General features: G+C 66.6%; 16 protein-coding genes. 7 read left to right on the top strand and 9 right to left on the bottom strand.

Features of this window, described 5'->3' with window-relative positions; translation table 11 throughout:
* The first annotated feature begins 149 nt into the window (after positions 1-149).
* Positions 150-677, top strand: coding sequence for a GcrA family cell cycle regulator (locus ACZ5PO_RS19545; protein ID WP_464196471.1), 528 nt, complete (start codon positions 150-152; stop codon positions 675-677).
* 232 nt (positions 678-909) lie between these two features.
* Here ACZ5PO_RS19545 and phoB read toward each other — a convergent pair whose 3' ends face one another.
* From phoB to ACZ5PO_RS19505, 8 genes are all read right to left on the bottom strand, one after another.
* Positions 910-1,608, bottom strand: coding sequence for a phosphate regulon transcriptional regulator PhoB (gene phoB, locus ACZ5PO_RS19540; protein ID WP_464196469.1), 699 nt, complete (start codon positions 1,606-1,608; stop codon positions 910-912).
* A gap of 15 nt (positions 1,609-1,623) precedes the next feature.
* Positions 1,624-2,340: a phosphate signaling complex protein PhoU gene (gene phoU, locus ACZ5PO_RS19535; RefSeq protein WP_464196467.1), complete on the bottom strand. Its 717-nt coding sequence runs from the start codon at positions 2,338-2,340 to the stop codon at positions 1,624-1,626.
* Between the two features lie 238 nt (positions 2,341-2,578).
* Positions 2,579-3,400 carry a phosphate ABC transporter ATP-binding protein PstB gene (gene pstB / locus ACZ5PO_RS19530; protein WP_464196465.1) on the bottom strand — a complete coding sequence of 274 codons (822 nt, stop codon included), beginning with the start codon at positions 3,398-3,400 and terminating at the stop codon, positions 2,579-2,581.
* Positions 3,397-4,242 carry a phosphate ABC transporter permease PstA gene (gene pstA / locus ACZ5PO_RS19525; protein WP_464196463.1) on the bottom strand — a complete coding sequence of 282 codons (846 nt, stop codon included), beginning with the start codon at positions 4,240-4,242 and terminating at the stop codon, positions 3,397-3,399. The genes pstB and pstA overlap by 4 nt, the downstream gene beginning before the upstream one ends.
* Before the next feature lie 4 nt (positions 4,243-4,246).
* Complete coding sequence (pstC, locus tag ACZ5PO_RS19520) at positions 4,247-5,245, bottom strand: phosphate ABC transporter permease subunit PstC (RefSeq protein WP_464196461.1); 999 nt, start codon at positions 5,243-5,245, stop codon at positions 4,247-4,249.
* Between the two features lie 138 nt (positions 5,246-5,383).
* Positions 5,384-6,433: a phosphate ABC transporter substrate-binding protein PstS gene (gene pstS / locus ACZ5PO_RS19515; RefSeq protein WP_464196459.1), complete on the bottom strand. Its 1,050-nt coding sequence runs from the start codon at positions 6,431-6,433 to the stop codon at positions 5,384-5,386.
* A gap of 162 nt (positions 6,434-6,595) precedes the next feature.
* The gene (locus ACZ5PO_RS19510; protein WP_464196457.1) at positions 6,596-7,915 is read right to left on the bottom strand and encodes an ATP-binding protein; all 1,320 of its coding nucleotides are present in this window, start codon (positions 7,913-7,915) and stop codon (positions 6,596-6,598) included.
* A 66-nt stretch (positions 7,916-7,981) separates the two neighbouring features.
* Positions 7,982-9,052 carry a lysylphosphatidylglycerol synthase domain-containing protein gene (locus tag ACZ5PO_RS19505; RefSeq protein WP_464196455.1) on the bottom strand — a complete coding sequence of 357 codons (1,071 nt, stop codon included), beginning with the start codon at positions 9,050-9,052 and terminating at the stop codon, positions 7,982-7,984.
* Between the two features lie 179 nt (positions 9,053-9,231).
* On the opposite strand from ACZ5PO_RS19505, the gene ACZ5PO_RS19500 reads away from it, so the two are divergent.
* From ACZ5PO_RS19500 to ACZ5PO_RS19490, 3 genes are all read left to right on the top strand, one after another.
* Positions 9,232-10,224, top strand: a complete 993-nt coding sequence (locus ACZ5PO_RS19500) for an NAD-dependent epimerase/dehydratase family protein (protein WP_464196453.1) — start codon at positions 9,232-9,234, stop codon at positions 10,222-10,224.
* A gap of 84 nt (positions 10,225-10,308) precedes the next feature.
* Complete coding sequence (locus ACZ5PO_RS19495) at positions 10,309-10,737, top strand: Hsp20 family protein (RefSeq protein WP_464196451.1); 429 nt, start codon at positions 10,309-10,311, stop codon at positions 10,735-10,737.
* Between the two features lie 48 nt (positions 10,738-10,785).
* Positions 10,786-11,034, top strand: a complete 249-nt coding sequence (locus ACZ5PO_RS19490; protein ID WP_464196449.1) for a BQ00720 family protein — start codon at positions 10,786-10,788, stop codon at positions 11,032-11,034.
* Positions 11,035-11,150: 116 nt separating this feature from the next.
* On the opposite strand, the gene ACZ5PO_RS19485 is transcribed toward ACZ5PO_RS19490, so the two are convergent.
* Positions 11,151-11,930: an alpha/beta hydrolase gene (locus ACZ5PO_RS19485; RefSeq protein WP_464196447.1), complete on the bottom strand. Its 780-nt coding sequence runs from the start codon at positions 11,928-11,930 to the stop codon at positions 11,151-11,153.
* A 130-nt stretch (positions 11,931-12,060) separates the two neighbouring features.
* Between ACZ5PO_RS19485 and ACZ5PO_RS19480 the strand changes: the two genes are divergently transcribed.
* From ACZ5PO_RS19480 to ACZ5PO_RS19470, 3 genes are all read left to right on the top strand, one after another.
* Entirely contained in the window at positions 12,061-13,257 is a 1,197-nt protein-coding gene (locus tag ACZ5PO_RS19480; RefSeq protein WP_464196928.1) for a glycosyltransferase family 4 protein, read from the top strand.
* Positions 13,258-13,427: 170 nt separating this feature from the next.
* Positions 13,428-13,949, top strand: coding sequence for a translation initiation factor IF-3 (gene infC, locus ACZ5PO_RS19475; RefSeq protein ID WP_464196445.1), 522 nt, complete (start codon positions 13,428-13,430; stop codon positions 13,947-13,949).
* Between the two features lie 80 nt (positions 13,950-14,029).
* A complete protein-coding gene (locus ACZ5PO_RS19470) occupies positions 14,030-14,167 on the top strand; it encodes a hypothetical protein (protein ID WP_464196443.1) in 138 nt (45 codons plus the stop codon).
* The last annotated feature ends 10 nt before the right edge of the window (positions 14,168-14,177 follow it).

Here is a 14,177-nt window from a genome sequence, read left to right as displayed (position 1 = left end):
AGACTTGCGTCATCTTGTATGGTCCTGCGTGTGAACCACGACATGTCGTGGGTAAACCGGTCATTGGTGATGGTCCCGCTGCGCTGCGACGAGGAGCGTGCGCAATCGCGGAGGGATTCCCAATGGCGGCGCTGAGCACGGAGGGGCGGATGAACGATCCTGGAAACATCTGGAGCGATGACCGCGTCGAGCTGCTGAAGCGGCTATGGGCCGAGGGGTTGAGCGCCAGCCAGATCGCAACGGCCATGGGTGGCATCACGCGCAACGCGGTGATCGGCAAGGTCCATCGCCTGGGCCTCTCGGGACGGGCGAAGGCGCCGGCGTCCGGCACGCCCAAGCCCCGCAAGAGCGTGGGGACGCCCCCCCGCCCCGCCGTAGCGACAGCGCGGCCGACCCATGGCCCGGCCGTCCAGGGCAATACCGTGCTCGCCGTCAGCATGCGTATCGAGCCCGACGAGTACGCGCCGCCGGCCGCCCGGACGCTGCCCGATGTCGTGGTGCCGATGTCCGAGCGCGTGACGATCACGGAGCTGCGCGAGAACATGTGCCGCTGGCCGCTGGGAGATCCGACGTCGGCCGAGTTCCGCTTCTGCGGCAATCGCACGACCCCCGGGCAGCCCTACTGCAGCCACCACGCCCGCATCGCCTATCAGCCGCCCGAGCGGCGCAGGCGCTAGAGCTAGAGCATTTCGCCATTGGATGAGATCATCCAATGGCAGAGAAATGCTCATAACGTTTTGAATCTGGAGCATGTCTACCCGATCAGATGAGCCCATCTGATCGGGTAGACGCACGTCAACTTGTCGAATCTGAAGTGCGCTTCCCCGCTGTCATGAGGGGGGCTCGCCCGTGGTCATGACGGCGACAGACGGGCAGAGACGGGGCGCGACATCGGCGCCCCGCACAACCTCAATCCCGCGCAAAGGTCTCGTCGAAGGCGTAGCCGGCGCCGCGTACGGTGCGGATCGGATCGGGCTTGCGGGGCCGGTTGATCGCCTTGCGCAGGCGGCCGACATGCACGTCCACGGTCCGCTCGTCGATGTAGACGTCGTGGCCCCACACGCCGTCGAGCAGCTGTTCGCGGGAGAACACCCGTCCGGGGCTCTGCATCAGAAATTCGAGCAGGCGAAACTCCGTCGGCCCGAGGTGCAGCTCGCGGCTCGAACGCCGCACCCGCCTCGTCTCGCGATCGAGCTCGATGTCGCCGGCCGTCAGCAGGTTGGCGACGTGGGACGGCTTGGCACGCCGCAGCAACGCCCGCACGCGCGCCAGCAATTCCGGCACCGAAAACGGCTTGACGACGTAGTCGTCGGCCCCGGTCGCCAGGCCGCGGACACGCTCGGCTTCCTCGCCACGCGCGGTCAGCATGATGACCGGCAGCCGCTCCGTTTCCTGTCGGGAGCGTATGCGCCGGCACAGCTCGATGCCGGACAAGCCCGGCAACATCCAATCGAGCAGCACGAGATCGGGCACCAGCTCCCGCAGCCTGATCTCGGCATCGTCGCCCCGGGACACCGTGTCGACGTCATAGCCTTCCGCCTCGAGATTGTACCTCAGCAGCAGGCTCAACGGCTCCTCGTCCTCGACGATCAGAATGCGTGTCCCCATCCCCCCACCATTCCGTTAGCTCTTCGTCGCGTCGATCGTCGTGAAGCTCGACTTGTCGGCCTTGGGGCGTTCCGGGCCCAGAGGCTCGCCGGTAACGAGGTAGTTGATGGTTTCAGCGATATTGGTCGTATGATCGCCAATGCGCTCGATGTTCTTGGCGCAGAACAACAGATGCGCGCAGAAGCCGATGTTGCGCGGGTCTTCCATCATGTAAGTCAACAGCTCGCGGAACAGCGAGGTGTAGAGCGCATCGATGTCGCCGTCCCGGTTCCAGACCTCGAGGGCGACGTTGGCGTCGTGCTGGGTGTAGCCGTCGAGCACGTCCTTGAGCTGCTCCTGCACCAGATCGCTCATGTGCTGCACGCCCACGACGATCTTCGGCGGCTGGAACTGGCTGCCGATGGCCACCGCGCGCTTGGCGATGTTCTTGGCGAGATCGCCAATCCGCTCGATGTCGCCGGCGACACGGATGGCGGAGATGATCTCGCGCAGGTCGACGGCCATCGGCTGGCGCCGCGCAATGGTCAGGACCGCACGTTCCTCCACCTCGCGCTGGAGATTGTCCAGACGGATGTCGGCCGCGATGATCGACTGCGCCAACTCGGTGTCCCGGCGTACGAGCGCCCGCGTCGCGTCGTCCAACATCTTTTCGGCAAAGCCGCCCATCTCCACCACGGTGCTCCGCAGCGAAGACAGCTCGGTGTCGAAGGCGGAGACGGTATGCTCGGTCATCGCACTCTGCTCCTGGTTCGTTCAAGCATGGTGCTGATTGGTCAAAGGCGGCTCGCCAAGACCCACATGCTCTCGGTCTCGATATTCAAATGCCTCCGCCGCGACCGGAACCGGAGGCGCCGTCCCTGGAGCATTTCGCAATTGGATGAGGTCATCCAATTGCAGAAAAATGCTCCAACTCTTTTCACCTGGAGCGCTTCCTTTGCGATTGGGTGGGTCCACCCAACCGCGAAGCGCTCTAGCCGAAGCGCCCGGTGATGTAGTCCTGCGTGCGCGAGTCGGTCGGCGACGTGAAGATCTTCGACGTCGGACCGAACTCGACCAGCTCTCCCAGATACATGAAGGCCGTGTTCTCGGACACGCGCGCCGCCTGCTGCATGTTGTGCGTGACGATGGCGATCGTGTAGTCGCTCTTGAGCTCGTCGATCAGCTCCTCGATCTTGGCCGTCGAGATCGGATCCAGCGCGGAGCACGGCTCGTCGAGCAGGATGACCTCGGGACGGATCGCCACGGTACGGGCGATGCACAGGCGCTGCTGCTGACCGCCCGAGAGGCTCAAGCCGCTCGCGTTGAGCTTGTTCTTCACCTCGTCCCAGATCGCCGCGCGGCGCAGCGAGGATTCGATGCGGTCGTCGAGCTCGCTCTTCGGCACCTTCTCGTACAGGCGGATGCCGAAGGCGATGTTGTCGTAGATGCTCATCGGGAACGGCGTCGGCTTCTGGAACACCATGCCGACCCGCGAGCGCAGGATGTTCAGGTCCTGCTTCGGCGCCAGGATGTTGTCGCCGTCGAGCAACACTTCGCCCTCCGCGCGCTGCCCCGGGTAGAGATCATACATCCGGTTCAGGATGCGCAGCAGGGTGGACTTGCCGCAGCCGGAAGGCCCGATGAAGGCGGTGACCTTGCGGTCATAGAGCGGGAGGTTGATCCCCTTCAGCGCCAGCGAGTCACCGTAGTAGAAGCGCAGGTCGCGGACCGAGATCTTCTCCTTGAGGCCCTGATTGGAGGCCGCCGGCTTAGAGGCCGCGATTTCGATGGCGGAGACGCTGGATTCGCTCATTTCTGGGTCCTCGCAGAAAGCACGCGCGCCGCAATGGAGAGGGTCAGCACGGCTAGAGTGATGATGAGCGCTCCAGTCCAGGCCAGCTTCTGCCAGTCCGCGTAGGGCGACAGAGCGAACTGGAAGATGACGACCGGAAGGCTCGCCATCGGCCCGTTCAGGTTCGTGCTGCCGAACTGGTTGTTGAGCGCGGTGAACAGCAGCGGCGCGGTCTCGCCGGAGACACGGGCGATGGCGAGCAGCACGCCGGTGATCATGCCGGCGCGAGCCGCCCGATAGGCGATCCGCCGGATGACGAAGTGGCGCGGCATGCCAAGGGCCGAGGCCGCCTCGCGCAACGGGTTGGGAACCAGCAGCAGCATGTCCTCGGTGGTGCGCACGACCACGGGGATCACGATGACCGCCAACGCCGCCGCACCGGCGATTGCCGAGAAGTGGCCCATCTGCACCACCAGGACCTCATAGATGAAGAGGCCGACGACGATGGAGGGGGCGCTGAGCAGGATGTCGTTGATGAAGCGGACGATGGTCGTCAGCCTGGTGTGCCGGCCATATTCCGCCATGTAGGTGCCGGCCAGCATGCCGATGGGCGTGCCGATCAGGACGCCGATGACCGTCATGATCAGGCTGCCGACGATGGCATTCTGGAGACCGCCGGCCGACCCCGGCGGCGGCGTGTTCTGGGTGAACACTGCGGCGCTGAGGCCGCTGAAGCCCTCCCACAGCAGGGTCGCCAGGATGATCACCAGCCAGGTCAAGCCGAAGGCTGCGGCGGCCCAGCAAAGACCCATCATGACGCCGTTGGAGCGCTTGCGCCCCGCGAATGATACGCGCGCGGTCATGCTCTCACTTCCCCTGCTGCTTTTCGAGACGCAGCAGCATGAGCCGCGCGAATGCGAGAACGATGAAGGTGATGACGAAGAGGAGCAGGCCGAGCGCGATCAGCGACGAGGTGTAGAGATCGCCCACGGCCTCGGTGAACTCATTGGCAATTGTGGCCGAGATCGTCGTGCCCGGCTGCAGGATCGACGCCGAGATCTTGTGGGCGTTGCCGATGACGAAGGTGACCGCCATGGTCTCGCCCAGGGCCCGGCCGAGGCCCAGCATGACGCCGCCGATCACGCCGACGCGGGTGTAGGGGATGACGACGTTGCGGATCACTTCCCACGTGGTGCAGCCTACGCCGTAGGCGGCCTCCTTGAGCACCGGGGGCACGGTCTCGAACACGTCGCGGGAGATCGAGGTGATGAACGGCAGCACCATGATCGCCAGGATGAGACCGGCGGTGAGGATACCGATGCCGTAAGGCGGGCCGGCGAAGATCGACGACAGGACGGGAACGTTACCGAACACCGAGATCAGGAACGGCTGCAAGGTCCCCTGCAGGAAGGGCGCGAAGACGAAGAGGCCCCAGATGCCGTAGATGATCGACGGGATGCCGGCCAGGAGCTCCACGGCGATGCCGATCGGCCGGCGCAGAAACGGCGGGCACAGCTCGGTGAGGAAGATGGCGATGCCGAGGCCCACGGGAACGGCGATCAGCATGGCGATGAGCGAGGTCACCAGCGTGCCGTAGATCGGCGCCAGGGCGCCGAACTTCTCGGTCACCGGGTTCCAAGACTGCGATGTGATGAAGCCGAAACCGAACTCCCGCAGCGCGGGCAGCGCGCCGGCGATCAGGGCAATGATGACGCCGCCAAGGAGCACCAGCACAAGAAAGGCGGCGCCGCGCGTCAGGTTGAAGAAGGCGAGGTCCCCCATTCGGAAGCCCCGCAGCACCGACGCGCGGTCGACGGTTTTCGCCGCCGGCTCGGCCGTACTGGAGTTCAGCGCTACATCAGCCATCGGTGATCGTTCCCGGACGTCGGACATGCCCTACCCGCGTTCACTCAAGAGACCCAACGGGGCGAAGGCGGGACGCATGATCGAAGTGAAATGACGCGGCAAGGCGTTACCGCCTTGCCGCATTCGACAGATCGACTATCAGTTGGAGGCCGCCGGCATCACCGGCTTGCCGCTGGCGTCGACCACCTGAGCCCATTCCTTCTTGACCAGGCCGACGACCTTGTCGGGCATGGGGATGTAGTCGAGCTCCTCGGCGAGGCCGGCGCCCTTGGCATAGGCCCAGCCGAAGAACTTGAGCGCTTCGCCAGCCGCCGCCGCGTCCTGCGGCTTCTTGTGCATCAGGATGAAGGTGGCAGCCGTGATCGGCCAGGAGTCGGCGCCCGGCTCGTCGGTCAGGATGACGCCGAAGCCCGGGACCGAGCTCCAGTCGGCATTGGCGGCGGCCGCCTGGAACGACTTGGTCTCGGGACCGACGACCTTGCCGTCCTTGTTCTTCATCTTGGCGAAAAGCAGCTTGTTCTGCTTGGCGTAGGCATACTCGACGTAGCCGATCGAGCCCTTGGTCTGCGCGACGTTGGCGGCCACGCCCTCATTGCCCTTGGCGCCGAGGCCGACCGGCCACTCGACCGCAGTCGCGGAGCCGACCTTCGACTTCCAGTCCGCGCTCACCTTGCTCAGGTAGTCGGTGAAGTTGAAGGTGGTGCCGGAGCCGTCCGAACGACGAACCACCGCGATCGCCGTCGACGGCAGGTTCACGCCGGCGTTGAGCGCCTTGATGGCGGCGTCATCCCACGTCTTGATCTCGCCCAGGAAGATCTTGGCGAGCGTGGGACCGTCCAGGACGAGCTGGCCCGGCTGCACGCCCTCGAGGTTCACGACCGGCACGATGCCGCCCATCACCATCGGGAACTGGATCAGGCCGTCCTTCTCAAGCTGCTCGCCCTTCAGCGGGGCATCGGTGGCGCCGAACGTGACCGTCCGAGCCTGGATCTGCTTGATGCCGCCGCCCGAGCCGATCGACTGATAGTTCAGGCTGGCGCCCGAATCCTTCTTGTAGGCCTCGGCCCACTTTGCATACACGGGATAGGGGAAGCTCGCGCCGGCGCCGGAGATTTCGGCGGCGAAGGACAGCGTCGCAAAGCCGACGGCGGCAATACCGGCCGCAGCGATGAACGATTGAAACTTCACGGGGTCTCTCCTTAAGGGGTTGCAATAGGCCTCAGGCATTGCCGACGGTCGGCCGCGCCAGTTGCTCGCGTACAGTGAAGCCCCTTTGCGCGGCCTACGTATGACCTCTCGATGACAGTCGAATGACACGGCAGATCCTTTGCCCGCCAACGACTGCCGCGCTCAGCCCTGCATGCGGCCGGCAGCCTTCTGGTCGCCGAAGAGGGGCAAGATGACGCGGAACAGGGCACCGTGGCCGAGCTCGCTTTCGATTTGCAGGCGCCCGCGATGGTGGTTGACGATATGCTTGACGATAGCGAGCCCGAGGCCCGTGCCGCCCTTCTCCCGGCTGGCGGCGACATCGACGCGGTAGAAGCGCTCGGTCAGCCTCGGCACGTGCTCCGGCCCGATGCCCGGGCCGAAATCGCGCACCGAGATCGAGATCTCATTATCGTTCGCCGCCCCCCCTTCCGGGGGCGCCGCCACGGTGATGACGACCCGCTTGCCCGACTGGCCGTACTTGACGGCGTTCTCGATCAGGTTCTCGAACACCCGGAGCAATTCGTCGCGGTCGCCGGGGACGATCACCGGCGTGGACGGCGCCACCAGCTCGAGCGCCACGCCCCGATCGCCGGCCAGCGGGCTCAGCGTGTCCATGATGTGCTTGACCAGGCCCAGCACGTCCACGGGCGTCGCCGGCTGCACGTGGGCGCGCATTTCGATGCGCGACAGCGACAGCAGGTCGTCGATCAGGCGCGACATGCGCTGGGCCTGGTCGCGCATGATGCCGAGGAAGCGCTCGCGCGCCACCACGTCGTTGCGCGCCGGGCCCTGCAACGTTTCGATGAACCCCATCAACGACGCGAGCGGCGTGCGCAGCTCATGGCTGGCGTTGGCGACGAAATCGACGCGCATGTGCTCCAGGCGCCGGGCAGCCGTCTGATCGCGAAAGAACAGCAGCGCGCCCTTGTCGCCGCCGGCCACGACGAACGGGGTGATGGCGACCGCGTACACGCGCTCGGCCGCGCCTCGATGGGAGAACTCGACGATCTGCGCTTCGCCCGACTTGAGCACGTCATCGAGCCCCTCCAGCACCGCCGGGGCCCGCAACGTGAAGGACAGCGGCTGAGCGATCCGCAACGTCGGGAACGACCCCCGAGCCTCCGGTGTGGCGTCGATCACCACGCTGCGGCGGTCGACGAGCAGCGCCGGATCGGGAATGGCGGCCATCAGCGCGGCGATGCCAGCAGCATCCGCCTTGTCGCTCGACCGTCCGGCGGCCGGCACGCCGATCGGCATGCGGTCCCTGAACAGCAACAGGGTCACCAGGACGGCTGTGCCCGACGCGGCCAGCATCCAGAGATTGAGGCCATGCTCCGCCATGGCGATCAGCACGAAGACGGCGCACGTCGTCGCCGTCGCACGCAAGGCAACGTAGCGGCCGCGCAGAGCCCGCACCTGGAAGGATGTCTCGGAAGACGTGCGTTGCTCAGGCGGTGCCAAGGTCACGACCTCCCAGCCGGCGGCGAGCATCCCCTTGCGGCGTTCTAACCAAGAGATACTACCGATTTACGGAGGTGCCGTCCGAATCTGCGCGCGCAAACGCTTTCTGATCTCGTGGCCCCCCAGCAGGACCAGAGCCAGGACGAACGGAACCAGATAGTAATAGAGGCGAAAGAGCAGCAACGCCCCCAGCACCCGCTCTCCAGGCAAAGCCGACAAGGCGACGAGGATCGTGGCCTCGAAGACGCCCAGCCCCCCGGGCGCGTGGCTGGCGATGCCGAGCATGCAGGCGCAGACGTAGATCGCCAGAAAGGTCTCGTAGCTCAGGCCGTGGCCGAGCGGCAGCAGCGCGTAGAGCACGCCGGCGCCGGCGCAGACATCGCCCGCCCCCAGGATCATCTGGCCGAGCGTCAGACGGAAGCCGGGCAGCTCCAGCCGCCAGCCCTGGATCGTCGCGGCCCTGTGCTTGATCGACACCCACACGAGGTAGCCGGCCACCAGGGCGAAGACGACGACGCCGACGATCTGGTTCAGGAAGATGCGCGTATGGGCGAGAACCGCGATGGCGCCCGCCTCCCGCACCAGGCTCCAGGCCAGGACCACGCCCATGCCGAGCCAGAAGGTGAGACCGGCGATCACGGTCAAGGTCGCCACCTGCGAGGCACGCAGGCCTTTGGCCGAATAGATCCAGTAGCGGACGGTGCCCGCCGTCACCAACGGGAAGCCGAGGGTGAAGCTGACGGCATAGCTGGTGAACGAAGCGAGCGCCGTCGTGCGATAGGGAACGCGCACGCGCATCTGCCGGAGCGCCAGGAAGTCGTAGCCAGTGAGCAGCACGTAGCTCGTGAAGGTGAGCAGCACGGCGATGCCGGTCTGCCGGGCAGTGACGCTCGAGAAAGCGGCTTTCACATCGGCTGCGTTGAGCTGGCTGACGGTGCGCCAGAGGACGTACAGCGCCGCGATGAACAACGCGGTGCTGGCGATGCCGCCCAGGATCGACAACCGCCGGCGGCGCGCCTGGTGGGCCGGATCGTCCGCGCCTCGCCTGCCCGGCGCAGCCGCATCCGCGCCCGCGTCTCCGGCAACCGTGACCTGCGCCGCGCCCGATGCATCCGGCTCTTTGACCTCGCTTCGCATCGAACGCCTTCAGCACGCCTTCATCATCGCGGCGGCGATTGCATCGCCGCCCGTCTTGCCCGATGCGCCGGTTGCGTGCATCGAGGCGGAACCCGGCTCGCATAGCCCGTCCGCCGCGACGACTCAAATCGCATCCGCGACCGGCAGCCGAGCAACGAGACATGGCCGAGCAACGAGACATGGCCGAACCACACCGAGGCACCATCACGATCACCGGCGGCACGGGTTTCGTCGGCACATATGCGACGGCGTATCTCGCCGCCAGGGGCTATGCGCCGCGGCTCGTCGTACGGCAGGCCGCCGCCGGGCTCGGCGCGGACATCGTCCCCGTCGGCGATCTCGCTGCGCCAGGCGTCGCTCTGGCCCCGGCGCTCGCCGGGGCGTCGGCGGTCGTGCACCTGGCAGCGCGGGCCCATCGTGCCGTCGGCGAAGGCGCCGACGCCCTGGCGCTCTATCGTGCGGTCAACAGGGATCCGACCATTGCGCTGGCGCGGGCGGCGGCGGCGGCCGGTGTGCGGCATTTCATCTTCGCCAGCACCGCCTACGTGCATGGGCAGGGCGGCGACGGGCTCATCCACCCCGACATGCCGCTCGCGCCGAGCGGCGCCTATGCGGTGAGCAAGGCCGAATCCGAAGCGGCGCTGGCGGCCGTGGCACGGGAGACCGGGCTGGCGGTGACGATCATCCGGCCGACCATCGTCTACGGCCCGGCCGCCAAGGCCAATATCCGCGCCCTGTCGCGGGCCGTCGCCCGAGCGCTGCCGCTGCCCTTCGCCTCCATCAGGAACCGCAGGTCCTTCCTCGGCATCGAGAACCTCGCGTCCTTCATCGATCATCGGTTGGCGCATCCGCCGGCCGGCGGCGATTGTGAGGCCTTTCTGCTCGCCGACGCGGAGATCGTGTCGACGCCGCAGTTCATCCGCCTGCTCGCCGCCGCGCACGGCCGCCGGGCACAGTTGCTGCCGATGCCGCCGGCCATTCTTGCCGGCGCGCTCACCCTCCTCGGCCGCGCCGGCATGGCACAAAGCCTGATCGGCTCGTTTGCGGCCGACATCGGGCCGGCCAAAGCGCTCGGCTGGACGCCGCCCGTGTCGCTTGCCCAGGGGCTCGCCGACATGGTGCGGGCGGATCGCGCCGGCGCCGGCGGAGCCGGCCGGTCCGACGGCGCTTGAAATACAGCCGGCAATGCCTAGATCTGTCGCGGCGCCGCAACAGCGGGTCAAAACCTACGAAGTGCCTTCGAAAGGGCTTCGCCGATGAGCAGAGCTTCGCCGTTCTCACACCCGTTCTTGCTCGGGTTCGACGAAATCGAGCAAGCGCTCGATAGGGCCGCGAAAGCGGCGTCGGACGGCTATCCGCCCTACAATATCGAGCGCATCCCTCGCGAAGGGAACGAGCCCGAACGGCTGCGCATTATCCTTGCTCTGGCCGGTTTCACGCGGGACCAGCTCGAGATCACCCTGGAGGAGAACCAACTGGTGATCCGCGGCCGACAAGTCGAGGACAAGGCGCGCCAGTTCCTGCACAGGGGCATCGCCGCGCGGCAGTTTCAGCGGTCGTTCCTCCTTGCCGACGGCATGGAGGTGCTCGGCGCCGACCTGTCGAATGGGCTGCTGTCCGTGGACCTGGTGAGGCCCGATGCCGAGCGCATCGTGCGTAAGATCGAGATTTCGGCGCGCACTTGAGGCGGCCGGACAAGCGCACCGCTCATCAGAGGGTGCGAGGAGGACGAGATGAACGACAACATGAATAGCGACAACGAACTCACCCTGGCGGACACTGAAGAGAAGCTCGCCTACGTCCGCGCCATCCGCTCGGAAGACGTGCAGCAGCTGTTCCCCCAGGCGCCAGCGCTGCAGCCCGGCGTCGAGCTTTTCGCCCTGCTCGCCGCCGACGGCACGCCCATCCTGCTGACCGATTCGCGCGCTTCGGCCCTGGCGAATGCCTGGGCGCAGGACCTGACGACCGTCAGCGTCCACTGACGCCGGCGCAGGACTCATGGTTTCGGAAGGCCGAGCGGACTGGCATCCGCCCGGCCTTTTTTATCGCCCGGGGCAGACGTTAGGAGCGGCAGCTCCGACCGAACCCGATGCTCCCGTCAGCGATCCGCAACCATCGCTTCCACCGCGGCGATCAACCGATCGATGTCCTGGGGGCGCGACAGCCGGTGGTCCCCGTCCTTGATCAGGGTCAGGCTCACGGAATCCCCCGGCAGGTGCTCGACCACCTCCATCGCGTGCGCCCACGGCACGTCGGGATCCTGCATGCCCTGGAGGATGTGGACGGGGCAGCCGGTCGAGATCGGACGGTCCAGCATGAGGTGCATGCGGCCATCGTCGATGAGCCTGCGCGTGATCGGATAAGGCTCGTCGGAATAGGCCGAGGGACGGTACCAGACACTGTTCTCGGCAATCGCCCGCTTGCCTTCGTCCGGCATGGAAGCCCACATCCGCTCGGTGAAATCGACCGCTGGCGCGATCAGCACGAGCCCGCCGGGAGCCTGGGGCCGTCGCTCGCGCATCAGCGTCGCCGTCGCGAGCAGCGCGATCCAGCCGCCCATGGATGAGCCGACGAGGACCGGCTGCTCGCCGGCGAAGGCGCCGATGACGGCGAGCGCGTCCTCCAGCCACGTGGACACGGTGCAATCCTCGAAGCGCCCGGGTGATTCTCCGTGCGCCGTGTAATCCATGCGCAGGAACGGCCGGCCGGAGCGCTCCGCCCAGCGATCGAGCTCGGTCGCCTTGGTCGCCCGCATGTCGGACCGGAAGCCGCCCAGCCACACGACGGTGGGGCCGCGGCCCGGCCTGCGCAGCAGCGCGATCCGGCGCGCGGCGGAGCCCGTGCCCACCTCCAGATAGTCGGGATTGGTGTCGTTCACGCCCACATAACCCTCTGCGTCAGGTGCCGATGCCGTTACGCATTTGAAGTTCCTAAACGCGGATGCCATGAGAAGGAAGACAACCTCGTCTGCAACCACTCGACTCGGGACCTTGATCCAGCGACTCACGATGGCGCACTTTCCGACGACAACCCACGCGCTTACGGGCCGCACCATCTTGCAGATCGTGCCGGAGCTGGATGCCGGCGGCGCGGAGCGGACGGCCGTCGACATCGCGGCCGGGCTGGCCGCGGTGGGAGCACGGGCGCTGATCGCGACCGAAGGCGGGCGGCTGGTCGGCGAGCTGCAAGCCGAGGGCGGCATCTGGGTGCCGTTCCCGGCGCGGACCAAGAACCCGCTCGCCATGGCGCTCAACGTGCGCAAGCTGGCGCGAATCTGCCTCGACGAGGGTGTCAGCCTCGTCCATGCCCGCTCGCGTGCCCCGGCCTGGGTTGCGCTGGCGGCGACACGGGCGCTCAACCTGCCCTTCGTGACCACCTACCACGGCGCATATGCCGGCCGCTCGCCGATCAAGCTGCGCTATAATTCGGTGATGGCGCGAGGCGACGTGGTGATCGCCAATTCGCACTACACGGCCGGGCTGATCGGCGCGCTCTACCCGCAGGCACGCTCGCGGCTCAGGGTGATCCACCGCGGGACCGACCTGCGCGCCTTTTCGGCCCAGGCCGTCCCGCCGGAGCGGGTGGAGCTGCTGCGGCGGCACTGGGGGCTGGCGCCGCATCAGCGGATCGTGCTCCTGGCCGCGCGGCTGACGGCCTGGAAGGGCCAGCGCGTGCTGATCGAAGCGGCGAAAAAGCTTGTGGACGGTGGCCTGCGCGACGTCACGTTCATCCTGGCCGGCGACCCGCAGGGGCGTGATTCCTATGTGAAGGAACTCGATGCCGCGATCGCCGGATACGGGCTGACCGGCGTCGTGCGGCGCGTCGGCCACTGCACCGACATGCCTGCAGCCCTGCTGGCCGCCGCCGTCGTCACCGTGCCGTCGACAGAGCCGGAGGCGTTCGGGCGCGTGGCGGTCGAGGCGCAGGCGCTGGGGACACCGGTGATCGTCAGCGACCTCGGCGCCGTGCCGGAGACCGTGCAGTTTCCGCCGCGCGTGACGCCCAGCGAGCGCACCGGCTGGTGCGTGCCGCCCGGCGACGCGGGGGCGCTGGCTGCCGCCATCGGTGGCGTGCTGGCCATGGGCGCCAGCGCCCAGGAGGCCATGACCCGCCACGCCCGCGCCCATGTAGAGCGCCACTTCTCGCTGGAGAAAATGGTCGCCGATACATTGGATACCTATATTGCCATCACCGGGCGTCGATGAGCGCCGCCGAATCCGTCGAGGCAGCCCGCTGCTCGGTTGACTTGACGGGACTTTCTGCGAATGTCCCGAGTTCAAGGTCATGTGTGCGGAACCGCTCCGAGCGGGAGCAGCGCTATGAAGCGTCCGCGCCGAAACAGGAGATATGAGCCATTCGTCGACCGATGCGATCCATGCAGGCCCCGCAGAAGGACGGGCCCCGCGCGAACAGGGACATTCGTGGTGTCCGCGAAGTCCAGCTGATTGACGAGAGCGGACAGAATCGAGGCGTCGTACCCTTCTTCGACGCGCTGAGCGCGGCCGAGGAGGCTGGCCTCGACCTCGTCGAGATCGCCCCCAACTCGGTCCCTCCGGTCTGCAAGATTCTCGACCACGGCCGCTTCAAGTTCTTGGAACAGAAGAAGGCCGCGGAAGCACGCAAGAAGCAGAAGACCGTCGAGGTCAAAGAGATCAAGCTTCGCCCGGGCATCGACGATCACGACTACGAGACGAAGATGAAAGCGGTGCTCCGCTTCTTCGAGGAAGGCGACAAGGTCAAGATCACCTTGCGTTTTCGCGGCCGCGAGATGGCGCACCAGGACTTGGGCTACCGGCTGCTCGACAAGGTCAAGGGCGAGACCGCCGAGGTCGCCAAGGTGGAGAGCGAGCCGCAGCTGGAAGGCCGCCAGATGATCATGATCCTGGCACCCCGCTAGAGCATTTCACTCGTTGGATGAGATCATCCAATTGCAGGGCAATGCTAGGAGCCCTTTGAATCTGGAGCGCTTCTTCGCGATTGGGTGAATTCATCCATCGCGAAGCGCTCCAGAAATGTTCAGATCAAGTACAGTTTCTCGGCGCGTTGCAGACCTTTGATACGGTCGCCAAGCTGACGGGAAAGACGGCAGCGACGCTGAAGTTGTTTGACCATTAGCTGGCCGGAT

Source organism: Chelatococcus sp. KU-N122 (genome assembly GCF_055391085.1).
The sequence above is the reverse complement of the archived record's forward strand: the minus strand, read 5'-3'. Positions and strand labels throughout refer to the sequence as shown.